At 42.2% G+C, this 20836-nt stretch carries 25 protein-coding genes and 4 tRNA genes; 16 read left to right on the forward strand and 13 right to left on the reverse strand.

Annotation, left to right across the window (positions count from 1 at the left end; translation table 11 throughout):
• Positions 1–50: 50 nt before the first annotated feature.
• The 5 genes from MWG72_RS07775 (at position 51) to MWG72_RS07795 (ending at position 5801) form a co-directional block, all read left to right on the forward strand.
• Positions 51–1940 carry a M48 family metalloprotease gene (locus MWG72_RS07775; protein WP_247143629.1) on the forward strand — a complete coding sequence of 630 codons (1890 nt, stop codon included), beginning with the start codon at positions 51–53 and terminating at the stop codon, positions 1938–1940.
• 204 nt (positions 1941–2144) lie between these two features.
• Entirely contained in the window at positions 2145–2789 is a 645-nt protein-coding gene (locus MWG72_RS07780) for a hypothetical protein (protein ID WP_247143630.1), read from the forward strand.
• A 22-nt stretch (positions 2790–2811) separates the two neighbouring features.
• Positions 2812–3777: a 2-hydroxyacid dehydrogenase gene (locus tag MWG72_RS07785; protein ID WP_005246738.1), complete on the forward strand. Its 966-nt coding sequence runs from the start codon at positions 2812–2814 to the stop codon at positions 3775–3777.
• 117 nt (positions 3778–3894) lie between these two features.
• Positions 3895–5337, forward strand: a complete 1443-nt coding sequence (locus tag MWG72_RS07790) for a M48 family metalloprotease (protein WP_224216353.1) — start codon at positions 3895–3897, stop codon at positions 5335–5337.
• A gap of 107 nt (positions 5338–5444) precedes the next feature.
• Complete coding sequence (locus tag MWG72_RS07795; protein ID WP_247143631.1) at positions 5445–5801, forward strand: hypothetical protein; 357 nt, start codon at positions 5445–5447, stop codon at positions 5799–5801.
• A gap of 75 nt (positions 5802–5876) precedes the next feature.
• On the opposite strand, the gene MWG72_RS07800 is transcribed toward MWG72_RS07795, so the two are convergent.
• Positions 5877–6323: a GatB/YqeY domain-containing protein gene (locus MWG72_RS07800; protein WP_004280076.1), complete on the reverse strand. Its 447-nt coding sequence runs from the start codon at positions 6321–6323 to the stop codon at positions 5877–5879.
• A 33-nt stretch (positions 6324–6356) separates the two neighbouring features.
• Positions 6357–6572 (reverse strand): 30S ribosomal protein S21, encoded by a 216-nt coding sequence (gene rpsU / locus MWG72_RS07805; protein WP_001136722.1) that lies wholly within the window; start codon positions 6570–6572, stop codon positions 6357–6359.
• A 147-nt stretch (positions 6573–6719) separates the two neighbouring features.
• Between rpsU and tsaD the strand changes: the two genes are divergently transcribed.
• From tsaD to MWG72_RS07820, 3 genes are all read left to right on the forward strand, one after another.
• Positions 6720–7736: a tRNA (adenosine(37)-N6)-threonylcarbamoyltransferase complex transferase subunit TsaD gene (gene tsaD / locus MWG72_RS07810; protein WP_004280030.1), complete on the forward strand. Its 1017-nt coding sequence runs from the start codon at positions 6720–6722 to the stop codon at positions 7734–7736.
• 204 nt (positions 7737–7940) lie between these two features.
• Entirely contained in the window at positions 7941–8900 is a 960-nt protein-coding gene (locus MWG72_RS07815; RefSeq protein WP_247143632.1) for a sensor domain-containing diguanylate cyclase, read from the forward strand.
• A 488-nt stretch (positions 8901–9388) separates the two neighbouring features.
• A complete protein-coding gene (locus tag MWG72_RS07820; protein WP_243474840.1) occupies positions 9389–10435 on the forward strand; it encodes a hypothetical protein in 1047 nt (348 codons plus the stop codon).
• 101 nt (positions 10436–10536) lie between these two features.
• Here the strand turns inward: MWG72_RS07820 and MWG72_RS07825 are convergent, their stop codons facing one another.
• Positions 10537–10950 carry a DUF6176 family protein gene (locus MWG72_RS07825; RefSeq protein WP_004646620.1) on the reverse strand — a complete coding sequence of 138 codons (414 nt, stop codon included), beginning with the start codon at positions 10948–10950 and terminating at the stop codon, positions 10537–10539.
• The gene (locus MWG72_RS07830) at positions 10940–11812 is read right to left on the reverse strand and encodes an ATP-binding protein (protein ID WP_004280026.1); all 873 of its coding nucleotides are present in this window, start codon (positions 11810–11812) and stop codon (positions 10940–10942) included. The genes MWG72_RS07825 and MWG72_RS07830 overlap by 11 nt, the downstream gene beginning before the upstream one ends.
• 188 nt (positions 11813–12000) lie before the next feature.
• Between MWG72_RS07830 and MWG72_RS07835 the strand changes: the two genes are divergently transcribed.
• From MWG72_RS07835 to MWG72_RS07860, 6 genes are all read left to right on the forward strand, one after another.
• Positions 12001–13512, forward strand: a complete 1512-nt coding sequence (locus MWG72_RS07835; RefSeq protein WP_247143634.1) for a DUF3336 domain-containing protein — start codon at positions 12001–12003, stop codon at positions 13510–13512.
• A complete protein-coding gene (locus tag MWG72_RS07840) occupies positions 13499–14320 on the forward strand; it encodes a protein kinase domain-containing protein (RefSeq protein WP_247143636.1) in 822 nt (273 codons plus the stop codon). The genes MWG72_RS07835 and MWG72_RS07840 overlap by 14 nt, the downstream gene beginning before the upstream one ends.
• Before the next feature lie 107 nt (positions 14321–14427).
• Positions 14428–14512, forward strand: a tRNA-Leu gene (locus MWG72_RS07845).
• 35 nt (positions 14513–14547) lie between these two features.
• Positions 14548–14621, forward strand: a tRNA-Trp gene (locus MWG72_RS07850).
• Positions 14622–14660: 39 nt separating this feature from the next.
• Positions 14661–14745, forward strand: a tRNA-Leu gene (locus tag MWG72_RS07855).
• Between the two features lie 377 nt (positions 14746–15122).
• Positions 15123–15208: transfer RNA gene (locus tag MWG72_RS07860), tRNA-Leu, on the forward strand.
• A gap of 61 nt (positions 15209–15269) precedes the next feature.
• Here MWG72_RS07860 and MWG72_RS07865 read toward each other — a convergent pair.
• The 9 genes from MWG72_RS07865 to MWG72_RS07900 all read right to left on the reverse strand — a co-directional run bounded on the left by MWG72_RS07865 (position 15270) and on the right by MWG72_RS07900 (position 20078).
• Positions 15270–15581 (reverse strand): helix-turn-helix transcriptional regulator, encoded by a 312-nt coding sequence (locus tag MWG72_RS07865; RefSeq protein WP_247143638.1) that lies wholly within the window; start codon positions 15579–15581, stop codon positions 15270–15272.
• A complete protein-coding gene (locus MWG72_RS15530; RefSeq protein WP_276520266.1) occupies positions 15581–15703 on the reverse strand; it encodes a hypothetical protein in 123 nt (40 codons plus the stop codon). Before MWG72_RS15530 ends, MWG72_RS07865 begins: the two co-directional genes overlap by 1 nt.
• Before the next feature lie 24 nt (positions 15704–15727).
• Positions 15728–16078: a hypothetical protein gene (locus MWG72_RS07870; RefSeq protein WP_247143640.1), complete on the reverse strand. Its 351-nt coding sequence runs from the start codon at positions 16076–16078 to the stop codon at positions 15728–15730.
• The gene (locus tag MWG72_RS07875; protein ID WP_247143642.1) at positions 16078–16302 is read right to left on the reverse strand and encodes a hypothetical protein; all 225 of its coding nucleotides are present in this window, start codon (positions 16300–16302) and stop codon (positions 16078–16080) included. The genes MWG72_RS07870 and MWG72_RS07875 overlap by 1 nt, the downstream gene beginning before the upstream one ends.
• A 45-nt stretch (positions 16303–16347) precedes the next feature.
• Positions 16348–17835 (reverse strand): recombinase RecT, encoded by a 1488-nt coding sequence (locus tag MWG72_RS07880; RefSeq protein WP_247143644.1) that lies wholly within the window; start codon positions 17833–17835, stop codon positions 16348–16350.
• 23 nt (positions 17836–17858) lie between these two features.
• Positions 17859–18782 carry a PD-(D/E)XK nuclease-like domain-containing protein gene (locus tag MWG72_RS07885; RefSeq protein ID WP_247143646.1) on the reverse strand — a complete coding sequence of 308 codons (924 nt, stop codon included), beginning with the start codon at positions 18780–18782 and terminating at the stop codon, positions 17859–17861.
• Positions 18779–19021, reverse strand: a complete 243-nt coding sequence (locus tag MWG72_RS07890; RefSeq protein ID WP_247143648.1) for a hypothetical protein — start codon at positions 19019–19021, stop codon at positions 18779–18781. The genes MWG72_RS07885 and MWG72_RS07890 overlap by 4 nt, the downstream gene beginning before the upstream one ends.
• A gap of 206 nt (positions 19022–19227) precedes the next feature.
• Positions 19228–19395 (reverse strand): hypothetical protein, encoded by a 168-nt coding sequence (locus MWG72_RS07895; RefSeq protein WP_247143650.1) that lies wholly within the window; start codon positions 19393–19395, stop codon positions 19228–19230.
• Positions 19396–19397: 2 nt separating this feature from the next.
• On the reverse strand, positions 19398–20078 hold the full coding sequence (locus tag MWG72_RS07900) for a LexA family protein (protein ID WP_247143651.1): 681 nt from the start codon (positions 20076–20078) through the stop codon (positions 19398–19400).
• Between the two features lie 90 nt (positions 20079–20168).
• Here MWG72_RS07900 and MWG72_RS07905 point away from each other — a divergent pair, with 90 nt between their 5' ends.
• Positions 20169–20390 (forward strand): Cro/CI family transcriptional regulator, encoded by a 222-nt coding sequence (locus tag MWG72_RS07905; RefSeq protein ID WP_064096023.1) that lies wholly within the window; start codon positions 20169–20171, stop codon positions 20388–20390.
• A 10-nt stretch (positions 20391–20400) separates the two neighbouring features.
• Positions 20401–20706, forward strand: coding sequence for a hypothetical protein (locus MWG72_RS07910; RefSeq protein ID WP_247143652.1), 306 nt, complete (start codon positions 20401–20403; stop codon positions 20704–20706).
• The last annotated feature ends 130 nt before the right edge of the window (positions 20707–20836 follow it).

Below are 20836 nucleotides of genomic sequence, written 5' to 3' on the forward strand. Positions count from 1 at the left end.
TTTTTGTTTTATGATGAGCCCATTGAAAATCATCATTTTAGGGTTCTGCATTGCGAAACGTAGGATACGATTTTATAAAAAACAAAAATATAGTACTGCCTGTAAGTTTTTGCCTGATTGCAATTCTGTTGACTATTTTTATTATTAATACCGTTGTTGGTCTCTTTGTTTTTTATACTGATCCTAGCCAGTCGATCTTCTGGCATACGTTGAGTCCCTATCTGATTGCTTTGCTGTTATGTGCCATGATGATCTCGGTCATCTATGAATTTTATATTTTTCGGAATGGTGGTTATTCGCTGGCGAAGCAGTTGGGTGCACGTCGGTTGAGTCCGATGGACAGTATTCCAGAAGAAAGTGCTGTACTGCACATTAACCAGCAGCTGGCAGAGATTTTTCTGATTGATGTTCCGGCGGTATATGTGTTGCCCGATGAAGTCGGTGTTAATGCGCTGACGGCAGGGTTTAGTCCGCGGGATACCGCAATTATCCTGACTTGGGGTGCGATACAAACACTGGATAAAGTCGAGCTGTATGGCTTGCTCAGCCATGAATTCAATAAAATCCTGTCTGGTGAAGCTGCGGAAAATACCCGTTTGAAAATTCTGTATAGCAGTTTAACTACGTTTAGTCAGTGTGGCAGTAAGATTGCCAAGTCCGGTTTTTATCGAGCGGGTAGTCCTCGTGAAAACAAGTTCGAAACTTTCTATGTTTCAGTGGGCGCGGTGATCTGGCTGATTGGTAGTTTGGGTGTTTTGATTTCCCGTTTTATTAAATATATTTCACTGGGTGGTCGAACCTATAAAAATGATCGGAAGACCCGTCGCCTGATTCAAAATGATGCCAATATCCAGACTTTACTCAGAATCCATGTGCATCATTCTGGCTCCCAGATTTATAGTGAATATGCTGAATCCATTTCACATATGTGCTTTGCCAATTCCTTGAGCCCACAAAACTGGCTGAATATTCATCCCAATATCAATCAGCGGATTTATGAATTAAATCCTGCCTTGATTCAGGACTTACAGCTTGAGAATCTGAAAAAACTCAAAAATCAGCCTTTGTTTAGTTTGTTCCGTTCTTTAGAAGAAGTGGTGCCTGAAACTGCAATGAGCTGGAGCTCGCCACAGCCTTTGCCATTATTGCGGCTGTCTCCGATCAGTTTTGCGATTAAAGATGCGATCAAACCACTGAATCCGGAACTTCGGCTCAAGATGCCACGTCCGGAACTGATTGAGCGTGCATTACAAACCGCAACTGGTTCTCGTGAAGTGATGGTCGCCATTTTAATGATCCGTCAATATCGTGAATTTATTCCGACTGAGGCTGAAGTTAGCCGTGCCATTGTAGATTCATTGCTCAATCTGGACGGGCGGGTGCATATCTCGATTTTCCAGCAAGCTTGTAACAATATTGGTGGCATGCCGACAACTGTTGCACGCCAGTTTTTGATGAAGCTGGCACGGATTATTCAGGAAGATGGCGAAATTGGCCTGTTGGATGCATTATTACTGGAATGTGTGAAATACGAACTGAATTTGCTTCCTGCACATACGCCTACAGCACTCGATGAGGTCAAGCCACAGATTGTGCGTTTGATCGACGCCTTGCTGCATGTACAGCAGATTAATAGCGGCAACCAGCTTGAGGTGCGGGAGCGGATTTTAAACCGGATTCTGACCGCTCAGGAACTGGACTTATATAATGAAATTTCTGATGAGCCGATTGATCTAGCAGAAATCCTGAATGATATTGCGGGGCTGTTATTGCGTGATCGCCTCAGTATTTTAGGTATTGCAGAGGCCTGTTTGTGGAGTGATCGTATCGTGACACAGGATGAGTTGGACGTGATGGAGCTGTTGTATTGGCGCTTGGGTTTTGAGGCAGAACAGGTCGTTCAGCAAATGTTAAAGAAGAACAGTTTAACCATTCTGTAGAAAATAAATGAGAACGCGCAGCTTTAGCCGGAATCTGTTATAACAGCAGGAATGGTTTAATTGTGTATTAAAAGCACGGTTTTTAGCAGACAGCTAAACTTTGTACTAGAATCCATCAGGATAAAAAAGAAAAGCTGAAAAAGTTCGGCAAAGCACAGGCAATCCGGCTAAAATGTTCAGCCTGAAATTGGTGATGATGAAAAGATGATTGGGCATCAGCGTGACATACTGGCAACATTAGGAATCGATCTCTGGATTCCTAGGGACAGCGCATGTCAGCCGCACCAGGTTTCGATCTGGCGTGATCAGGCTGCACCTGAATTTCACACCGATATCGTCTTACCACAGCCTGCTTCCGTAGAGGCGTTGGCTGATCTACCGATTCCTGAGCCAGAGCCAATTGTTACGCTTAAGGTTGATACACCACCTGCGGCACCGACTCACATTGCACCTGTTCAGGAACAGCGTGAAATCGTACAGATCCCGCCATTCAGTTTGCAGGCTTTAAGTCTGGCGCATTGCAGTATCATGATTGATGCAACTAAAATGACCGAAGACACCCAGAATCTATGGGGCAATATCCAGCGTGCAGTCCTAGGTGAGTTTCATGAGCTGAACTGGCCATTTCCCTGGGCCAATGTTCAGGATGGACGTGGTGTAGAATCCTATATTCAGGGTTTTCTGGATGGAATGAGTGCAGAGAAAAATATTATTTTCCTCGGGCCTGTAGCGCATATATCAAATACGAAAATGATCCAGTTGGCATCTTTACAAGAAATGCTGGATCAGCCGATTCTAAAAAAACGTTTATGGCAGTTTATGCAAAATAGGACTGCCAGTCTGGAATAATCTTGCTGTGGAATAAAAATAGATGAAACAAAAAGTGGTTGTATTTAGTCAAATTGATACTGATATTCAAAACAAGCTGGAACAAAATTATCAGGTTAGTTATATACAACCGAAGCTAGGCGATGTGAATCAACAGCTTTTGCAGCAGGTTCAGGATGCTGATGGCATGATTGGCGCAGGGCGCTTGTTGAATCGCGATAATCTGGCCAGTGCCACCCGGTTAAAAATTATCTCCAGTGTCAGTGTCGGTTATGACAACTATGAACTGGATTATTTAAATGAAAAGAAAATTTATCTCAGTCATACGCCGCATGTACTGACTGAAACCACTGCTGACCTGGCTTTCACTTTACTGATGTCAGCAGCACGCAAAGTGGCTTACCTGGATCAATGGACCAAGCAGGGACAATGGCAGCGTACCGTGGGCGAAGCACAATTTGGTATGGATATTTTTGGAAAAACCCTCGGAATTATTGGTCTCGGTCATATTGGAGCTGCAATCGCACGTCGTGGTTTTTACGGTTTTAATATGAATATTCTGTATCATAATCGTCGGGAAAAACCAGAACTTGCTCAAGGGTTGAATGCGAAATATTGCCAGCTTGAGGAACTGTTACAGCGTTCTGACTTTGTGGTCGTTGCAGTAGATTTGAATGCGGATTCCAAGGCGCTGATTGCGACAGCGGAATTGGCTAAAATGCAATCCCATGCAGTATTGGTCAATATTTCACGTGGCTCGGTCATTGATGAACAGGCATTAATTTCAGCTTTAAAAGCCAAGCAGGTTTTTGCTGCCGGTCTGGATGTGTATCAGAAAGAGCCGTTAAAGGAATCGGAATTATTCCAGTTGGATAATGTGGTTACATTGCCACATGTGGGTTCGGCCACTGCAGCCACCCGTAAAAAAATGGCAGAACTGGCTTATCAGAATCTTGTTGATGCCTTGGAAGGACGAGTGCCCCGTTATGTGGTCAATCCGGAATTTTAAAATGCATCTGATTCGTCGTTTAAATGGTATTAAAAAATAACATTTTCTTGCGTCTCTGCTCATTGTTCTAATGCTATATTCAAGATAAATTAGATCGGCAGGATTAGAGATTTTTCATTGAAACGATTGGCGCTGGCGTGTGGCTTAAGTCTGTATATGGTAGCAGGGCACGGCTCTAACCATGATTTTAATCAAGTAAATGTACAATTTTCTGTGCCTGATATTGGTACAGGCGTCGGCTTACTCGATCAACAAAAAGAAAAAATGATCGGTGAAAAAGTCTATCGTGAAGTGCATAAACAAATGCCGGTCCTGCAAAATCCATGGCTTGAAGATCAGTTGCTTTCAGTATTTTCTCATATCCTGAGTCAGACTCAATTGCAACAGCCGATCGGTTTGCTGGTCATTAATGATCCCCAAATTAATGCTTTCGCCGTACCGGGTGGCCTCTTTGCACTTAATGCTGGTCTGATTAATTCAGCCCGAAACATGGATGAAGTGGCAGGAGTGATGGCGCATGAAATTGCACATGTCACACAACGTCATTACAGTCGCTCTCAGGATGCATTTAAAGGGCAAGGTTTACTGGCGCTAGCCGGAATTCTCGTCGGTGCTTTGGTCGCTTCTCAGGCAGATGGCGATGTCGGCACAGCGGTCATGATGGGTTCACAGGCAGCACTTCTGGATAAACAGCTCACTTATAGTCGTAATCAGGAACGTGAGGCAGACCGGATTGGTATGCAATATATGTATCGTTCCGGCTATAACCCGCATAGTATGGCAGATTTCTTTGAGGTCATGCATCGCTCGACCAGCCGATTAAGCTTTCTGCCGGATTTCTGGTTTACTCATCCGCTGACCACCGAGCGTATGAGTGAAGCGCGTTTACGTGCCAACCAGCTTCCTGCGGTGAAACGTAATCTCAATGATCAAGACTTTGAAATTATCAAGTGGTATAGCAGGGTGTTGTCTGGTCAGACCAATGCAGAGCAGCTTATCCTGATGGACCGGCAAAATAATTTTGCAGGCCAGCTTGCCTTAACTGCCTATCAAATACAGCAAAGTGATTTTCAGGCCGCGCAGGCTACTTTAGATCGAGCAAAAAAGCATAACCAGAAGCATCCTTTACAGGTTTTATTCCAGACTGATATTTATTTAGCCCAGAACCAGCTTGATGCAGCTTTGAAAAGTGTAGCGTCAGCAGCGCGGATCATGCCAGAGAATCGAGCGCTCAATTATAAATATGCAGAAGTGTTGATTCGTGCCAAGCAACCCGATAAAGCAAAAGTTTTAGTGCAGCGATTTTTAAATGCCAATTCACGTGATGTGAGTGGCTGGCGACTGATGCAAGTGGCTGCCAATGCAGAGCCAGATTCGCCGATCAAGGCTGCTAATGTACTGCGCTATCGTGCAGAAGTAGAATATTGGTCGGGATATGAAGAAACCGCGATCAAATCCTTATTACATGCCCAGCGTAGCGTGAAAAACAATCAATCTTTATCGTCCACCATTCGCCAGCGTCTGAAACAGATGCAGCAGGCACATCAATACAAGATTTAAGGTTGCACTGGGTTTTAAGTTTTTGTATCAGGATGATATAGCAAGAATATATTCAATCAGGCTACAATCTTTTTGAAAGATCAGCGTGAATCAAACTGAAGCATAATATGAAAAAAATACTATTGGGTGTGTGTCTACTGGGGTGGAGTTATGGGATTTTTGCTGCGAGTGCAGTTGAATATATAGAAGCGATAGAGCGAATTAATGCAGATTATAAAAAGGAATCGCGTCAATTTTTAAGTGGGTTAAATCCGCAGCAACAGGGATTTAGTCCTGAGCAGAATGCAAAATTTTGTGGAATTGTAGGACGCTATGTTGATCGTTTATATCAGGCCGCTGACCAGAATCGTGCTTATCTGGATCGTCAGTTTCAAAATATGAGTAAACAGGATGTAATTGTAGAAGTGAAATCGTCTAAAGAGATGCAATTACTTAAGCGTTATCAGGTCGATTGTAATTTGTAATAAGAATACGTCAAGAACTGTCTTTGATGATTAAAGGCAGTTCAACGTTAAAGACAAGATGCTAGAAAGTAGGGATTAAGCAAGTTGCGCTTTGATTTTGGCGGAAACTTGTGCAGGATCGGCGCGCCCGGCTATGAGCGGACGCAGAGAATTCATCACCTTACCCATATCTTTCATGCTAGTAGCTTGTTGCGCTGCAATAGCTTGCGCAATCATGGAATCAAGTTCTTCCTCAGTCATAGCTTCTGGTAGAAACTGAGACAAAATCTCAATTTCGGCTTGTTCCTTACTAGCTAAATCATCTCGGCCAGCGCCTGCAAAGGCTTTAACCGATTCTTTACGTTGTTTAATTTGTTTTTCAATGACCGCAAGAACCTGAGCGTCGTCAAGTTCTTTGCGCTCATCGACTTCGATTTGCTTAATTGCTGCCTGTAGACTGCGAATGACCGTCAGCTTGGACATTTCTTTGGCACGCATTGTTGCTTTCAAAACATCCGTGATTTGGTCTTTTAAAGTCGTCATTATTTATTCCAGGCAATCAATCACAAATTAATCTTAGTAAAGGCGAGTCGTACGTACTGATTCACGCGCCAATTTCTTTTGGTAGCGTTTAACAGCAGCAGCTTTTTTGCGCTTACGTTCTTGAGTTGGTTTCTCGTAGAATTCACGCTTACGTACGTCAGCAAGAACACCCGCTTTTTCGCATGAACGTTTGAAACGACGGATAGCTACGTCTACTGGCTCGCCTTCTTTCAATTTAACTTGTGGCATGAAGAATCCTCATATCAGTTAGGGTAAGATCTCGGGCTGAATTGCCCTCAATCACAAGTGAAGGTCAGTATTTTACTCATTTACATCTCATACCACAAGTCTATAATAGTTGCTGCAATAGAATTGATACAGGTTATAGGCAGTTTAATGATCGTTTTAGGCTTGGAAACGTCGTGTGATGAAACAGGACTTGCGCTGTATGACAGCGAGTTGGGTTTGCGCGGACAGGTGCTTTATAGCCAGATTAAACTGCATGCAGAATATGGCGGTGTAGTTCCAGAGCTGGCGTCACGTGATCATGTGCGTAAACTGATTCCACTCATCAATGAGCTGCTTGAACAGAGCGGCGTGAAAAAATCAGAAATTGATGCAGTCGCATATACCCGTGGCCCGGGTCTGATGGGCGCACTCATGACAGGCGCATTGTTTGGTCGTACTTTGGCCTTTGCACTGAATAAACCCGCAATTGGTGTGCATCATATGGAAGGTCATATGCTGGCACCTTTGTTGTCAGAAACTCCGCCTGAGTTTCCATTTGTTGCATTATTGGTATCGGGTGGACATTCTCAGCTCATGGCTGCTTATGGCATTGGCCAGTATGAATTGCTCGGTGAATCCATTGATGATGCGGCAGGCGAAGCCTTTGATAAAGTCGCGAAAATGATGGGCTTGCCATATCCGGGCGGTCCGAATATCTCTAAATTGGCGGAACAGGGCGATCCAAATGCATTTGCATTCCCACGCCCAATGCTGCATCAAGGTCTGGAATTCTCATTCAGTGGTCTAAAAACGGCAGTTTCTGTACAGATGAAAAAACTGGGTGATGAAAACCGCGATGCCGACATCGCTGCCAGTTTTCAGGAAGCCATTGTCGATACTCTGGTGAAAAAGTCGGTGAAAGCATTGAAGCAAACGGGGCTTAAACGTCTGGTGATTGCGGGCGGTGTCAGTGCCAATAAGCGTTTACGTGAGCGTTTAGAAGCAGATTTAGCCAAGATCCGTGCATCTGTTTATTATGCTGAACCTGCACTCTGTACAGACAATGGTGCAATGATTGCTTTTGCGGGCTATCAGCGTTTAAAAGCAGGGCAGCATGATGGCTTGGCGGTGACCACCACACCACGCTGGCCAATGACGGAATTGACTAATCCGACAGAGGCATAGATTTCAGGCTTGAAAAAAAGAGGCTAAGGCCTCTTTTTTATTGTGAATTTTTAAATGAAAACTTATAGCAACGGTATGTTGTAAATATATAGTTTTATACCTGTATTTAGAGCTTGTATATTCTATTGAAACCGGAAAAATAGTTTAATAGCTTAAGTTTATATCATGCATATTTTTACAGGTTTGTAGCAGAGGCAATCTCGGATGGAAAATATAAATTTCAAAAGTTTTCAGGATGCTGGAGAGGCAGTGTTAAAGTTTCTGCATCAGCATTTTGGCTTTAATTTATGGATGATCACCCGGGTAGAAGGCCAAGACTGGATTGTGCTGCAAAGTGAAGATCATGGTTATGATATACGACCCGGTCAAGTGTTTCAGTGGGCTGATTCTTTTTGTTCTCATATGGTCGCAGGTAAGGCCCCGAGAATTGCCCCCCGCTCTGAAGAAATTCCTTTATACGCCACAGCGCCGATTAATCAGCAGGTCTGTATAAAATCTTATATTGGTCAGCCACTCCTTAAAGAAGATGGTAGTTTGTTTGGAACGCTCTGTGCGATTGATCCAGAAACCAAATCGGAAGCTATTGTGCAAGATATGCAACTGGTCGAGTTGTTGGGACAATTGCTCAGTTCGATATTGCAGGCAGAATTACGTCAGAGTGAGCAGATAAGACAGCATGAATTATTGCAGGAAGAAGCCAGTAAAGATGAATTGACCGGGCTCTATAATCGCCGTGCCTGGGAAAAACTGCTGCGAGCAGAAGAAGAGCGTTGCAAGCAATATGGTCATCCCGCCGCTGTATTATTTATTGACCTAAATGACCTAAAAAAGGTGAATGATAGTTTGGGTCATGATGAAGGTGACAGGCTGATTCAAAATGCGGCTCAAGTATTACGAGATAATGTACGGATCAACGATATTGTTGCCCGTTTGGGTGGTGATGAGTTTGTGATTCTTAGCGTAGAAAATGATGAAACGGGTACTGAAAGTTTAGTGGATCGTTTAATTAATGCCTTTGCAGCAGCAAACATTGGCGCAGCGATTGGTATGGCGATGCGTCATCCTGGTCATGGTTTATTTGCAGCGCTCGCACAAGCGGATCAGAATATGTTTGAATATAAGCGTCGGAAAAAATTCAGTGAATCCGTGACCAATCTAAAATAATCGACGCTTTAAATCTTCTGTAAATAATTAAGTATTTCATATCATAAAAATGATCATTTTATATGCTCTAAAGTCATCCTATCTTTCAATATTCTCTTTCATGGCTCTGTATAAAAGTTGAACATGATTCTCCATAAAAAGAAAATTCAATCCATCTTTAACTTAACAATTACAAATTTTATAAGCTTTGTTGCAAAGTAAATTGATTTAATTAAATGCGCTTTAATTGTATTGAAAAGTGACACTGGTAAGGAACAAGATTCAAATAAGCACTTCATTTCTTATGATAATTGTTGTTTGAAATATACATTAAAATTATAGAACCAAAAATTTCTTTGTTTAAGGATAAAGCGATATCGAAGGATAAAGCTGGCTGCCAAGAAAAAATATCACCGGCAGAAATAGCATTTGAGCTGTTCAGTTTCGAGAAGGCCAATCTTTAGTGATCACCAAATAAAAATGCAAAGAAATTTTAGGGAATAAATTTTATGAAAAAGCAGATTTCTATCTTTGGACTTGCTCTTGTTTCGGGTTTAATGAGTGCCTGTGGCGGTGGTGAGGGAAGTAGCTCAGACAGTCCTACTGTCACTACACCTCCAAATGTTCCTAAGGAAAGTATTTCCCCTGAGCTTTCAGAGGAGTTTGTCCCGTTTGAAGATCAGGATATTGTAAAGAAAATTCGCGATAAAATTTCCGGAAATACCAGTAATGATACCGACTATAATGTTGCTCTAGGTCACATGATTGGAGAAGTATTCGCAGATTATCCTTATGGGCGTACTGCACGTATTATCAAAATTTATAATTTGGGCATCAATAGTATTAAATATCCAAATCTGATCTGTTCGGAAGTCAATACCACTGGTTCGGTCAAAACCCTGAAATTAAAAACAGATAAAGATAACTGTATTATTCTGGATAAAACTTACCGTAAAGGCTCAAACATTACTCAGACGGTGAATGGTGACACGACGACTTTAAGCTTTAGCAATGTCCGTTATGGTTCAAATGTAGATTTTAATCTCAAGGACGACTACCTGATTTCTGGCACAATTGTGCATCGTAAAACTAAAAATGAAATGGGTGAATCCGAATCTTATCAAATCGATCAGTTGGAATTTCAGCGTATCGCCGAGACCGGTCAGGCAGGTACTTCTGGAATCGCGTTTGATACAAAGAGCAAAGAATATCTGCAGGTGCGTAATTATAATTACAGCTTGGTCGATGATTATGGCAGTGGCAGTAATGGGATTCGTACCTTAACCAGTCGTGGTACGATTATCGGTCAGCCTGATCTGGCAGATTATCGTTACAGTTTTGATTTTAATACCACGACACCATTTAAAATGGATGAAACCGTATTAAATAACTATAAGCATTTGCCAAAAGAGGGCGTGCTTAGAATTAAGGACAGCGATGATCAGGTAATTGAGGTCAAACAGAACCAGCCTGAATCATTGAAGGCTACTGTTTATTTCAATGGCAGTGAAATTGATGACCTGCTATGGTCTACCATTATCGGTGATAAACAATAATTCGAGATGTCAAAAAAGCCCTGTATTTCCAGGGCTTTTTTTATTATTGATTGGGGAGAAGTCTTTATTACAAAACTATTTTGAATAGCCGTGCTAATAAATCAGGTAACTGTAGCATCCAATAACAATTCGGCGGGATAAACCGCTTGCCATGAAGTTTTAAACTGTTTATGCACTTGGTCAATTGGGAAAGTACTGAGTTTTGCAATATTTTGCGCTTTTTGAATATTGTCGGCGCGCATATATGCAATCAAATAGTCCTGACCATGAAGTTGCAGATAAAACCAGGACTCGACATGAACCTGTTCAGCCTTAAGCGTTTCAATTACTTCGTCTTGACGTGCTTTCAAAGTACGCTGCCAGTCATGAACTTGCTGCATGTGTAAGGGCTTAAGTTGAATGAGAACTGCGCCGACATCCATAATTTTAATTTTCTTTTGAGTATCATCATTATATAAATGATTTATATGAAAAAAGCGACCTGAGCCGGTCGCTTTTAAGTTGTTAAGAGGCATTTAGTTGGGTTGAACCAATCCAGTGCTTGGAAAACTGATAGGCAGCACGTCCTGAACGTTGACCGCGTGCCTGACACCAGCGTAGGGCTTCAGCACGGGTTTCTGGCGTGAGTTCCATGCCTGCCTTTTTGAGGTAATGTTCGACAATTTCCAAATACAGGTTCTGATCCATTGGATAGAAAGACAGCCATAAACCAAAGCGGTCAGACAGTGAAATTTTTTCTTCAATCGCTTCCTGAGGATGTAATTCAGTATATTGCGGCACATCAACTCGGGTAACGGGCGTATTTTCATGCATGAATTCGGGTAATAAATGACGACGGTTACTGGTCGCATAAATCACAAAATTGCTGGAACCGGACTGTAAAGAACCATCCAGAACACTCTTTAAACTGCGATAATTTTCATCTTCGGCATTAAAGGCCAGATCATCACAGTAGACAATGAACTTCTCTGGACGCTCTGCAATGAGTTGCTGAATTTGAGGCAGATCGGATAAATCATCCCGTTCGATTTCAATTAATCGTAACCCTTGATCTGCATACTCGGTGAGTAGGGCACGAACAATGGAGGATTTACCCGTACCGCGTGAACCGGTCAGTAAGACATCATTGGCAGGTAAGCCGTTTAAAAACTGCAACGTGTTCTGGATGACTTTTTCTTTTTGTCGCTCAATCCCTTTTAAATCGGCCAGTTCCATCTGTCTAAGCTGATGAATAGGTTTGAGTTCACCATGTTGCCATTTATAGGCATGAGCAGAAAAATCAGGAATTTGTTTTAGTTCGGGCAGACTTTGCTGAAGTTGCTGCAGAACAGTCGAAAGGGCATTTAAAATATGGTCAGGTAACTCAATTTTCGCCATGATTTAACATTACAGATTTAAAATTATGGCTAAGATAGTACCATTGCAAAATTCACAGTCAAAGCCAGAAAAGTATGATAATTTGCTTAAAGTAGAGAATTTTCGTTATTGTAGAGGATAGAAAATTTGTACACATTTTCTGGCTCTGGGTACGAGCTGTATCAAGAATAAATATAGGGAAAAGGCAGATGCTGTTTAAAGATTTTACTCAGGATATTAATCCACATCAGGCCTATCGTATTAAAAAGCTCAAGCAGCAGCTGCAACAGGCTGAGTCCTATGAGGAATGGAAATATATTGCCCTGAAAATAGATGAAGAATCAGGTGCACAGGAATGGAAATTTGATAACAGTTCACCCTACTTTGATGCAGAAGTGATCGCACATCGTCTGGGTAAATTACGACGCTATCGACAACAAAAGCGCACCCGTGACCTGATGTATATTTTGCGCGAAGGCCTGAGCTACGATATTGCCAACATTGCCCATCCTCTACTGTTTACCGAAGCCTATGTGGGCACTAAAAGAATTATTGAAGATTATGTCGAAGAAGTCAGCCAAGGCTTAGCCTATATTGCTTCAATAGACTGTACCTGTCTCAGTATGGAAGAAAAAATCGAATATTTTCAGCATTGTCAGCGCGCCTATGGCCAGCCAGCCCTGATGTTTTCCGGTGGTTCGACGCTGGGTCTGTTTCATACTGGTGTATGCAAAGCCTTAATGGAGCAGGACTTGTTGCCGAAGGTAATGTCCGGTTCAAGTGCGGGTGCCATCATGACCGCCATGTTAGGTGTATCCAAACCTTCGCAATATATTGATATTTTGAAAGGCCATAATTTCTTTCATGAGGCTTTTCATTTCCGCACCATGAGTGAATTGATGAAAGGTAATGGTGGTCTGGCGGATGTAAAATATCTAAAAAAATTTCTGGTCGAAAATCTGGGTGATCTGACCTTCGAAGAAGCACTCAAAACCTCAGGTCTGCATATCAATATTGCGGTTGCACCTTATGATGCTGGACAGGATGCACGCATTTTAAATGCCTATACTTCTCCGGATTTGCTGGTCTGGAGTGCGGTACTGGCGTCTTGTGCGGTGCCGGTTCTGTTTCCACCGGTTCGTTTGACCAGTAAGCGCTATGATGATCAATATACGCCTTATATGGGTTCAACCCGCTGGGTGGATGGCAGCGTGCGCAGTGATTTTCCGCAGGAGAAAATGGCACGCCTGTATAATATCAATTATACCATTGCCAGTCAGACCAACCCGCATATCGTGCCATTCATGCAGGATGATATTTCACGTTTCCGTAAAGGTACTTTGAGCTGGCCACAACGAATTGTTCGCCGTCAGGGCGCGGTGATTACCAAAGGAATGATGGATTTCGCCCGGGAACATGCCGGTAGCTTGCCTCCTGTACGCCGTCTACTGGATCATGGCTATGGTGTAGTTGACCAGCGTTATTATGGTGATGTGAATATTGTCGGTAAATATAGCCTACGCCACTATAGCTATATGTTGCAAAATCCGCGGCCGTATCTGTTTAAAATTTTACAGCGTGAAGGGGAGCGGGCTACTTGGCCAAAAATCTCCCTCATTGAGACTCAGGAACGGGTCGGGAAAACTATTCAGCATTGTCTGGAGCTGCTAAATTATCAGCATACACTTAATCCAATACCTGAATACATTGCCACGACTTAATTTAGATCATCTCGATATTTCTGATTTTGAACTACGAACCAAAGCCCGTAGTCTGGGTTTTGGTCGGCGTCTTTATTATGCCAAGGGAAATGCGCTCTGGCTAAAAACCCAGATATCGCATAGATCTGATAGTTTAATATCATCTCCACATGCTGAACTAGGCTGGCAATATGAGCTGGATTTTTATCAGGCTTATGCCAGATCAAGGGATCTGAATTTTTTCCTTCCGCATCGAATTATTCAACAACCTTTCACGATTAATCACGAAAACTTTGAACAGGCCTTGATTCTGGTCGATGCGCCGGCGCATTTTCAGGTCATGCCGCATCAGCAATCTATCACGCAAATTTGGCAACATTTGCTGCAAGCTGTGGAGCCTTTAATCTGTCTGCAAGAATTGGGTTATTTGCATGCCGATTTAAAGCAGGAGCATTTTGTAAATAATCAGGGCAGGGTCTGCCTGCTTGATTTTGAGCATGTTCAAACACTCCATCAGAATGGCCTGCATGAACTGAATGCGACACCGCGTTATATGGCACCTGAACTGTTTCAAGGCCAAGCTAAAAGCTTACAAAGTGAAGTTTATGCTTTGGGTGTTATTTTTTATGAGTGGTTGAGTGGTCAGCGTTTACAGGCGACAGATTATCTGGATTGGGCCTTTTTGCATTGTCAGCGTCTGAAAGTTAAGTTACCGCAGCACTTACAGGCTTTTCAAGACTTATTAGAAGAAATGTTAAGTAAGCAGAAGCAGCATAGATTGGCCGATTTTCAAGCGGTTAAAGACTACTTAATGACTGAAATTGAATGAGAAAAATACAATAAAACTCGGATTGTTTCTTATTTAATCAAACGAGTGTTTTTTTATGATAAACGGCTTGTCAGCTGGAAATGATCTCTATAATATACACAGCCATTGGGGACGTGGCGAAATTGGTAGACGCACTGGATTTAGGTTCCAGCGCCGCGAGGTGTGAGAGTTCGAGTCTCTCCGTCCCCACCAATCGATATTTGGGTAACTGGATATTGGGTGGAAGTAGAGGATTGGTGTAATGGTAGCATGACGGTCTCCAAAACCGTTCGTCAAGGTTCGAATCCTTGATCCTCTGCCAAAGTTTGAAAGAAATCCAACGCTAAGTTGGTACCCTGATGGGGACGTGGCGAAATTGGTAGACGCACTGGATTTAGGTTCCAGCGCCGCGAGGTGTGAGAGTTCGAGTCTCTCCGTCCCCACCATCATATTAAAGCAAGGCAAATGCCTTGCTTTTTTATTGCCTGAAATTTGAGGGCGGTTTTTTTAGTATCAGATTTTTGCTGTCAAGATTGATGAACATCAATGCGTTCTGGGCTTAAATTATCTAGCGAATGATTGCAAGGGCAGGGCTTTAGTAAATTTCATTGTATTGCTGCAATAATTCATGCGATCTGTATATTCAATAATTTAAATGTTATATGGATCAGTCCCATGGTGTCTAACAATTTTATATATTGGTCTAAATAGAGCAGTATTTGCTTAATAGGGAATTAACTGATTAATTTTTGATATAAAAGTATTTAGCTTTTTATAGAACTACTTGTGAATCAGGTCTGATCGCTATAATATACACAGCCATGGGGATATGGCGGAATTGGTAGACGCACTGTGTTCAGGTCGCAGCGCCTTCTGGGCGTGAGAGTTCGAGTCTCTCTATCCCCACCATACATCATATAAAATCAATAACTTATAATTCTTTGGTGCAGTTTTGGTGCAACCCTCAGTTTTAAGAGTTGCTTCTCGGTCTTCCAGTTTTTCTAGATTTAGCCATTTTTTCAATATCTGATCGATTCCATCGAGAGCGCTGTCCATCCTTCGACACACGTTTTGGCATTTTACCATCACGATCAAGCTTTCTGATATATTCCGCTGAATAACCCAAAACTTTTGCTGCTTCAGCAGTATTTAGTGTCAAAGGCTTCTTGTCTACAATTTCTTCCAGGCGCTCGACTTTCTCAACCAGATATTGATTCTGAGATTTAAGCTCCTCGAACATTGCAAAAATCTCAGGCATCCATCGGCTTGAGCCAATTTCCATTATGACACCTCCTTTAAATATTCTGCTTTTGCCGCTGCCCAATTCTTTGCATCGTATGGGTTTAAACCTTGTTCTTTGCACCAGTTGGTGCACCAGAGAAATTGAGCCTCATCAAAGTTCATTGGCTGGCTCCTTTGGATCTCCACCTAGCACAGACCAATGCGTAATTTTTTCTGAATCAATGCTTCACCACTAATTGGACATGAAAATCCAAAACCACACTCCCAGTCGGCTGCTATTTGCTCACCATCAATAAAGATTTGATAACGACCATCTATACGTGGCGACTTCATCTCATACTCAGTCCATTCCGGCACCGTTTTAACTTTGGCTGCTTGCCATAATTTCCACCCGAAATTAATCTGGTTTACAAACCAATCAGCAAGATATTTAGACTCAAAACAACCAGTTTTACCGTTAAAAACTAAGTTATTGGATTCATCCTGTGTCAGCTGACATGCACTTAAAAAAACATCTATTTCTTCCAGAATATCCATCACTCCAAATCCTCTAAAAATTCTTTTCCGCGTTCCAAGTACTGACCCAAGAACGTTTTAAATACCGGCTGACAAGGTTTATTCATTTGCAGTCCGATGATCTCAATCTGTTTGTGCTTAGGCTTCCAGGCTGTCATGTGGTCGCCAAGATTCACGCCACGGTATCCGTTTCTCACCAGCCAGTTTCTAAACGGAGTCAATAAATTAAATGGGATAACTTTCATAATTTATTCCTGTAGACCACTCCCGAAGGAGTGGCCAGATCCGTATTAGTTGCTTTGGAACATATCGAACTGATCTTCGATCAATTTCTTTTTCTGCGCGTAGGCTTGCAGTAATTCCTGTTGATGCTCATCGGTCAAGTTTGGTTTAGCTGCATTCATTTGCTGTGCAACTTGTCGAATGTCTTCACCGTTCTTGGCATCAGATATCAGGAGGGTAAGACCGTTTTTAACTGATCCACTTTTAATTGGATCTACAGCTGGCGCTTGTGATGTTTCAAACTTGGCGCGTACCTGTTCGATATTGGCTTGCAGGTTCTGGAAGTCTGCTTGGGTCAAAGCACTGTCATTCTCGATCTGTTCTTCGATATCCAGAATATCGCCCAGTGATTTAGCTGTGTTTAGAGCTTTGGCATATTCCTTTTTCATTTCCGCAGAGCTTGGCTGTTTCTTTTGCTCAACCAGTGCTTCAGCTTCTTGTTGTAGACGTTTGAGTTCATCAACACTTAATTCACCATCAACTGCCGCATTTGATGTTTGGTTTCGGGCATTTTCAGGTTGTTCGACTGGTGCTGCTTCCACAGCCTTAGGCTGACGTTTAGCTTTTGGCTTTTCTTCCACAGCTGGTTGTTCAATAGTGTTTGCGGGTTGGAACTTATTAGCCTGGGCTTGTACCAGCTTCATCAATTCCTTACGTGGTTCATCATCTGCAATATCAAATACCTGTTCTTCCAAAGCATTTAATTCAGCAGGGGATTTCACTGCAAGGATTGCACGCTTTAGCTGATTGATATCTGCCTTGGTCACAACCTCCTGATCCGGTGTAACGTCAACAATACGGTCTTGTTCTTCTTCTGCAGAACGTAAGCCCATCAATAATTCAGGTGCATACACACGGCCAAAGAATGAAGCAGCACGATAGCGAAGCATTTGCTCAGGCATCGTTTGCCACTTACTGCCGTTTTTACCGTACCAACCTTCTTTCACAGCCATTTCAATACTAATTTTTGAAGATTCCAGACGTTCACCAGTTTCGCGTTCAACTACCCAAGCCACACAAGTCAGATTCTGGATTTTGATCTTCTTGGTTACGTTCTGTTTTCGACCATTTGACCAAGCTGTTTCCTGATATTCGACTTCCTTTTCGCCTAGATTTTGCATTTCAAAACGTAGGGATGAGAAGCGACCACAGCTATTGATTGATGCCATGATGAATTGTGAAGACCAAGACGGACGACCTTCAATCAGGTAAAGGTTCTGCATGATCATTAACGGATCTGCACCCATACGATTTGCCATGTTAAGTGCAATCACACAGTTCGACAGGCCGTTCGGATTTTCTTCATCACGGTACTGCCAGTTGCCGTTTTGATCTTTACCGGCTTTGACCTTAATCACTGCGCGGTACTGTTCTGGTACCAGGGTAGAGCTAGCCAGCATTTTCGCCACACGTTGAGATAGTTCAAACGCTTCAAGGTTTAACAGGCCAACAGAATTCATTTGTGGAGCAGCAGATACTTGAGTTTGAGTATTCATGATAAAAATTCCTATAAATTAAATTAGTTAAAATCGTTTTCTAAAGCTTGTTTGGTCATGTAAGACGGCAAGAATATTTCTTCCATTTCGGTTGGGTAGCCGTCCCATTCATCAATGAGTAGCGACTCAGCCAGTCGGGCTTTGGACTTGTTGTATCGGGTTTCACCAACACTTAAAAACAGGTCAGATGCCTTGTACTGTTTGACGTTGAAAGGCAAAGCACTTTCAGCCACAAGGAAAATGAAGTCTGGCTTTTCTGCTGTGCTGTAGTACTCCTGGAAGCCTTCGCGGTACATGGCCGCTGATAGGTCATAACAAAAGTCACCGCACTTTTTAGCGAATCCGTGTGCACGTGCATCCGTTGTGGTCTTCAAGTCAAGAATCAGGCCGTTCGGGAATGCTGAACAAGGCGCAATGTGGTAGTCAGGACGGACTCGAAGCTTTAAACCGTAGGTTGGATCTGTAAAGAAAATGCTTGCTTCGGCCATGCCATAATTATTTTGCATGTCTTTGTATGAGCTCAATGAACACAAATTATTTGCTATGCGTTGAGCGCCTTCGAGAAGATCTTCCGTGATGGTGATCTTTGTGCCATGTTCAGCCGCAAATTTATCCCACCACTGCACACGCTTCATTGAATCCTCAGATGGATTCTTTGCATTACGCATTACGTCCGTTGGTGGCTTCGGTGCATCCGCAGGGATAACAGCAAATTCATTATGAAACTGCTCAGGCTCAAGAAATAACGTATGGGCCAAGGTTCCAAAATCTAAGTGCTTCTTAGTTTCGCGCTCAACTTCCTTGATGATATTTTTTGAATAAAAGTGGGCACCAGAACGCAGCATGTCTTTTAACTGACTTGAACTGAACTCAGGACGAGCGTGATATTCATCATTGCTCATTTTTTCAATGAGCTGTGCCGTTGGTAGTTCGATAAAGGCATTCACTTTGCACCCCCAACAGCTTTAACAATCGCTTCCGCCTGATACGCAGACTGCTTTTCCGCTGCATGCAAAATCATGACTGACAGACCAAAGAAGATTGAAAACAGGAGCATCCAAGCAGCGACATTTGAAGCGATTTCTTTCGCTACTGATTTCGGCTCTGGGTGTTGATACAGGTGCTCAGAAGTCATGCGCGATTGGCCGAACTCTGGCAGGTTGCTTTGAATAGGGTTTTGTTCCATACTTATCTCGCATATTTGCAAGCCCGCTAGATTTCCAGTCCCTGCGGGCTTTTTGTTAGGTACGAGACAAATATTAGGCAATCCTAATAAATAAGTAAATAGGTATTCCTAATTTTTTTGATTTATTTTTTTAGATATAAAAAAACCCACAATCCAGTGGGTCTTAAAAACAACTTATTCTATTGACTCGATATTGAGAATTAATATTATTTACTTACTTCTTTATCAACTATTACCGGCTTTAAAGATATTTGCTGATCAAGATAATTAACATCATCAAAAGGAGAGAATTTTTCATTTTTAAAATAAACGAAATCAATAATGTGTAAAAATATAAAACCTAAGATTGCTGCAATAATTAATTTAGTTTTCATAATTATTTATAACTCCGTTCATGACGAACCATGACACCAATGATCGATATTTTATGTTCTCTTGAAGATAGTGTTGGATAATCCGGGTTTAATGGCACCAATTCAAATTCTTCGCGGCCATATTCATCATATCCAATTACCCGGTACTTTTTGAAAGTTGCTTCATAGGATCCATTCTGGGCAATTACAAATGAACCGGGTTGTGGTGCTAAAGATGCATCAATTACAAGTGAGTCACCTGGTAAAAACTCGGGTGCCATACTCATTCCTTCAACCGTCAAACCAAAGACATCAGAAGGTTTTGCACTTTGATAAGTCGTATAGGTTTTATCTTTAGGATTGAGTCCGTCATATTCAACGGTTCCAAATAGACCAGCTTGAACAAAGTCCAAAACAGGAATTTCCATAACTGGCAGGTTATTAAAACTTACGTTGCTGAACTCAGATTTTATTTCTTCATCAGTAGGTTTGCCGATACCGGTAGCTAACCATTTTGAATTTACCTTTAGAAATTGGGCCGCTCGAATCAGGTTCGGGCCTTCCATATTTTTCGATTTACCAGAAAGCCAATCACTAACAGATGGTGGCTTTACCCCAACGGCGCGTGCAAGTTCGACCCCCTTAACTTTCTTAGGTGGTAAAACTTCCATGGCATATTTAAGACGTTCAGCAAGTGTTTTCATTAGGAAATCCTAACACGAAATAAATTAGGTATTCCTATTGAATAAAAATAAGGAATGCCTAATAATTGGATAATTATTTAGGAGAACAACATGAATGATGCACAGCTTATAGAAGCTCTTGGTGGACCAGCTGCCGTTGCTCGATTACTTGGGATCAGAGTTCCATCAGTAAGTGGATGGAAGAAAATCCCTACTGAAAGAAAAATCAGACTTGCTGTTATTGCTGAGGATCGTGGCCTTTCGACCAGAAAAGAACTTTTTCCAGATACCTATCAAGATATTTGGATTGAGCTGCGTGATAAGGCTGTGTGAGGTAGAAGGCATGTCCGAGAAATTAACTGAAAGTATCACGTTCAAATGCACGTATGAAGAAAAACGTGACTTAGAGGCAATTGCTAGATCTGAAAACAAAACTTTGTCTGAGCACATTAGAAGTTTAGGCATATCAAATATTTCTGAAGTTCGGGAACGTTTAAATAATCTCGCATCTCTTATGCGTCTGACCACAGATACCGTAGACACGCCTATTTTTGAATTAACACCTGAACCATTGATGAAACCTACCGGCACAAAAAAAGCCCATGTGTGCGACCAGATGAGCTTTTTTTGCCATTCACTCAGAAAGTAAATGAGGCATGTAACGAATGTTGAATTTAACACGTATCGGGGAGGTTGTGAAGCTATGAATACTGCACAAGTAATTCCGTTTAAGAAGCCTTCACAACCAGCACAAGGGGCTGGAAAGAACATGTATAGCG

Source organism: Acinetobacter lwoffii (genome assembly GCF_022967985.1).
In the GTDB taxonomy this organism is placed as follows: Bacteria; Pseudomonadota; Gammaproteobacteria; order Pseudomonadales; family Moraxellaceae; genus Acinetobacter.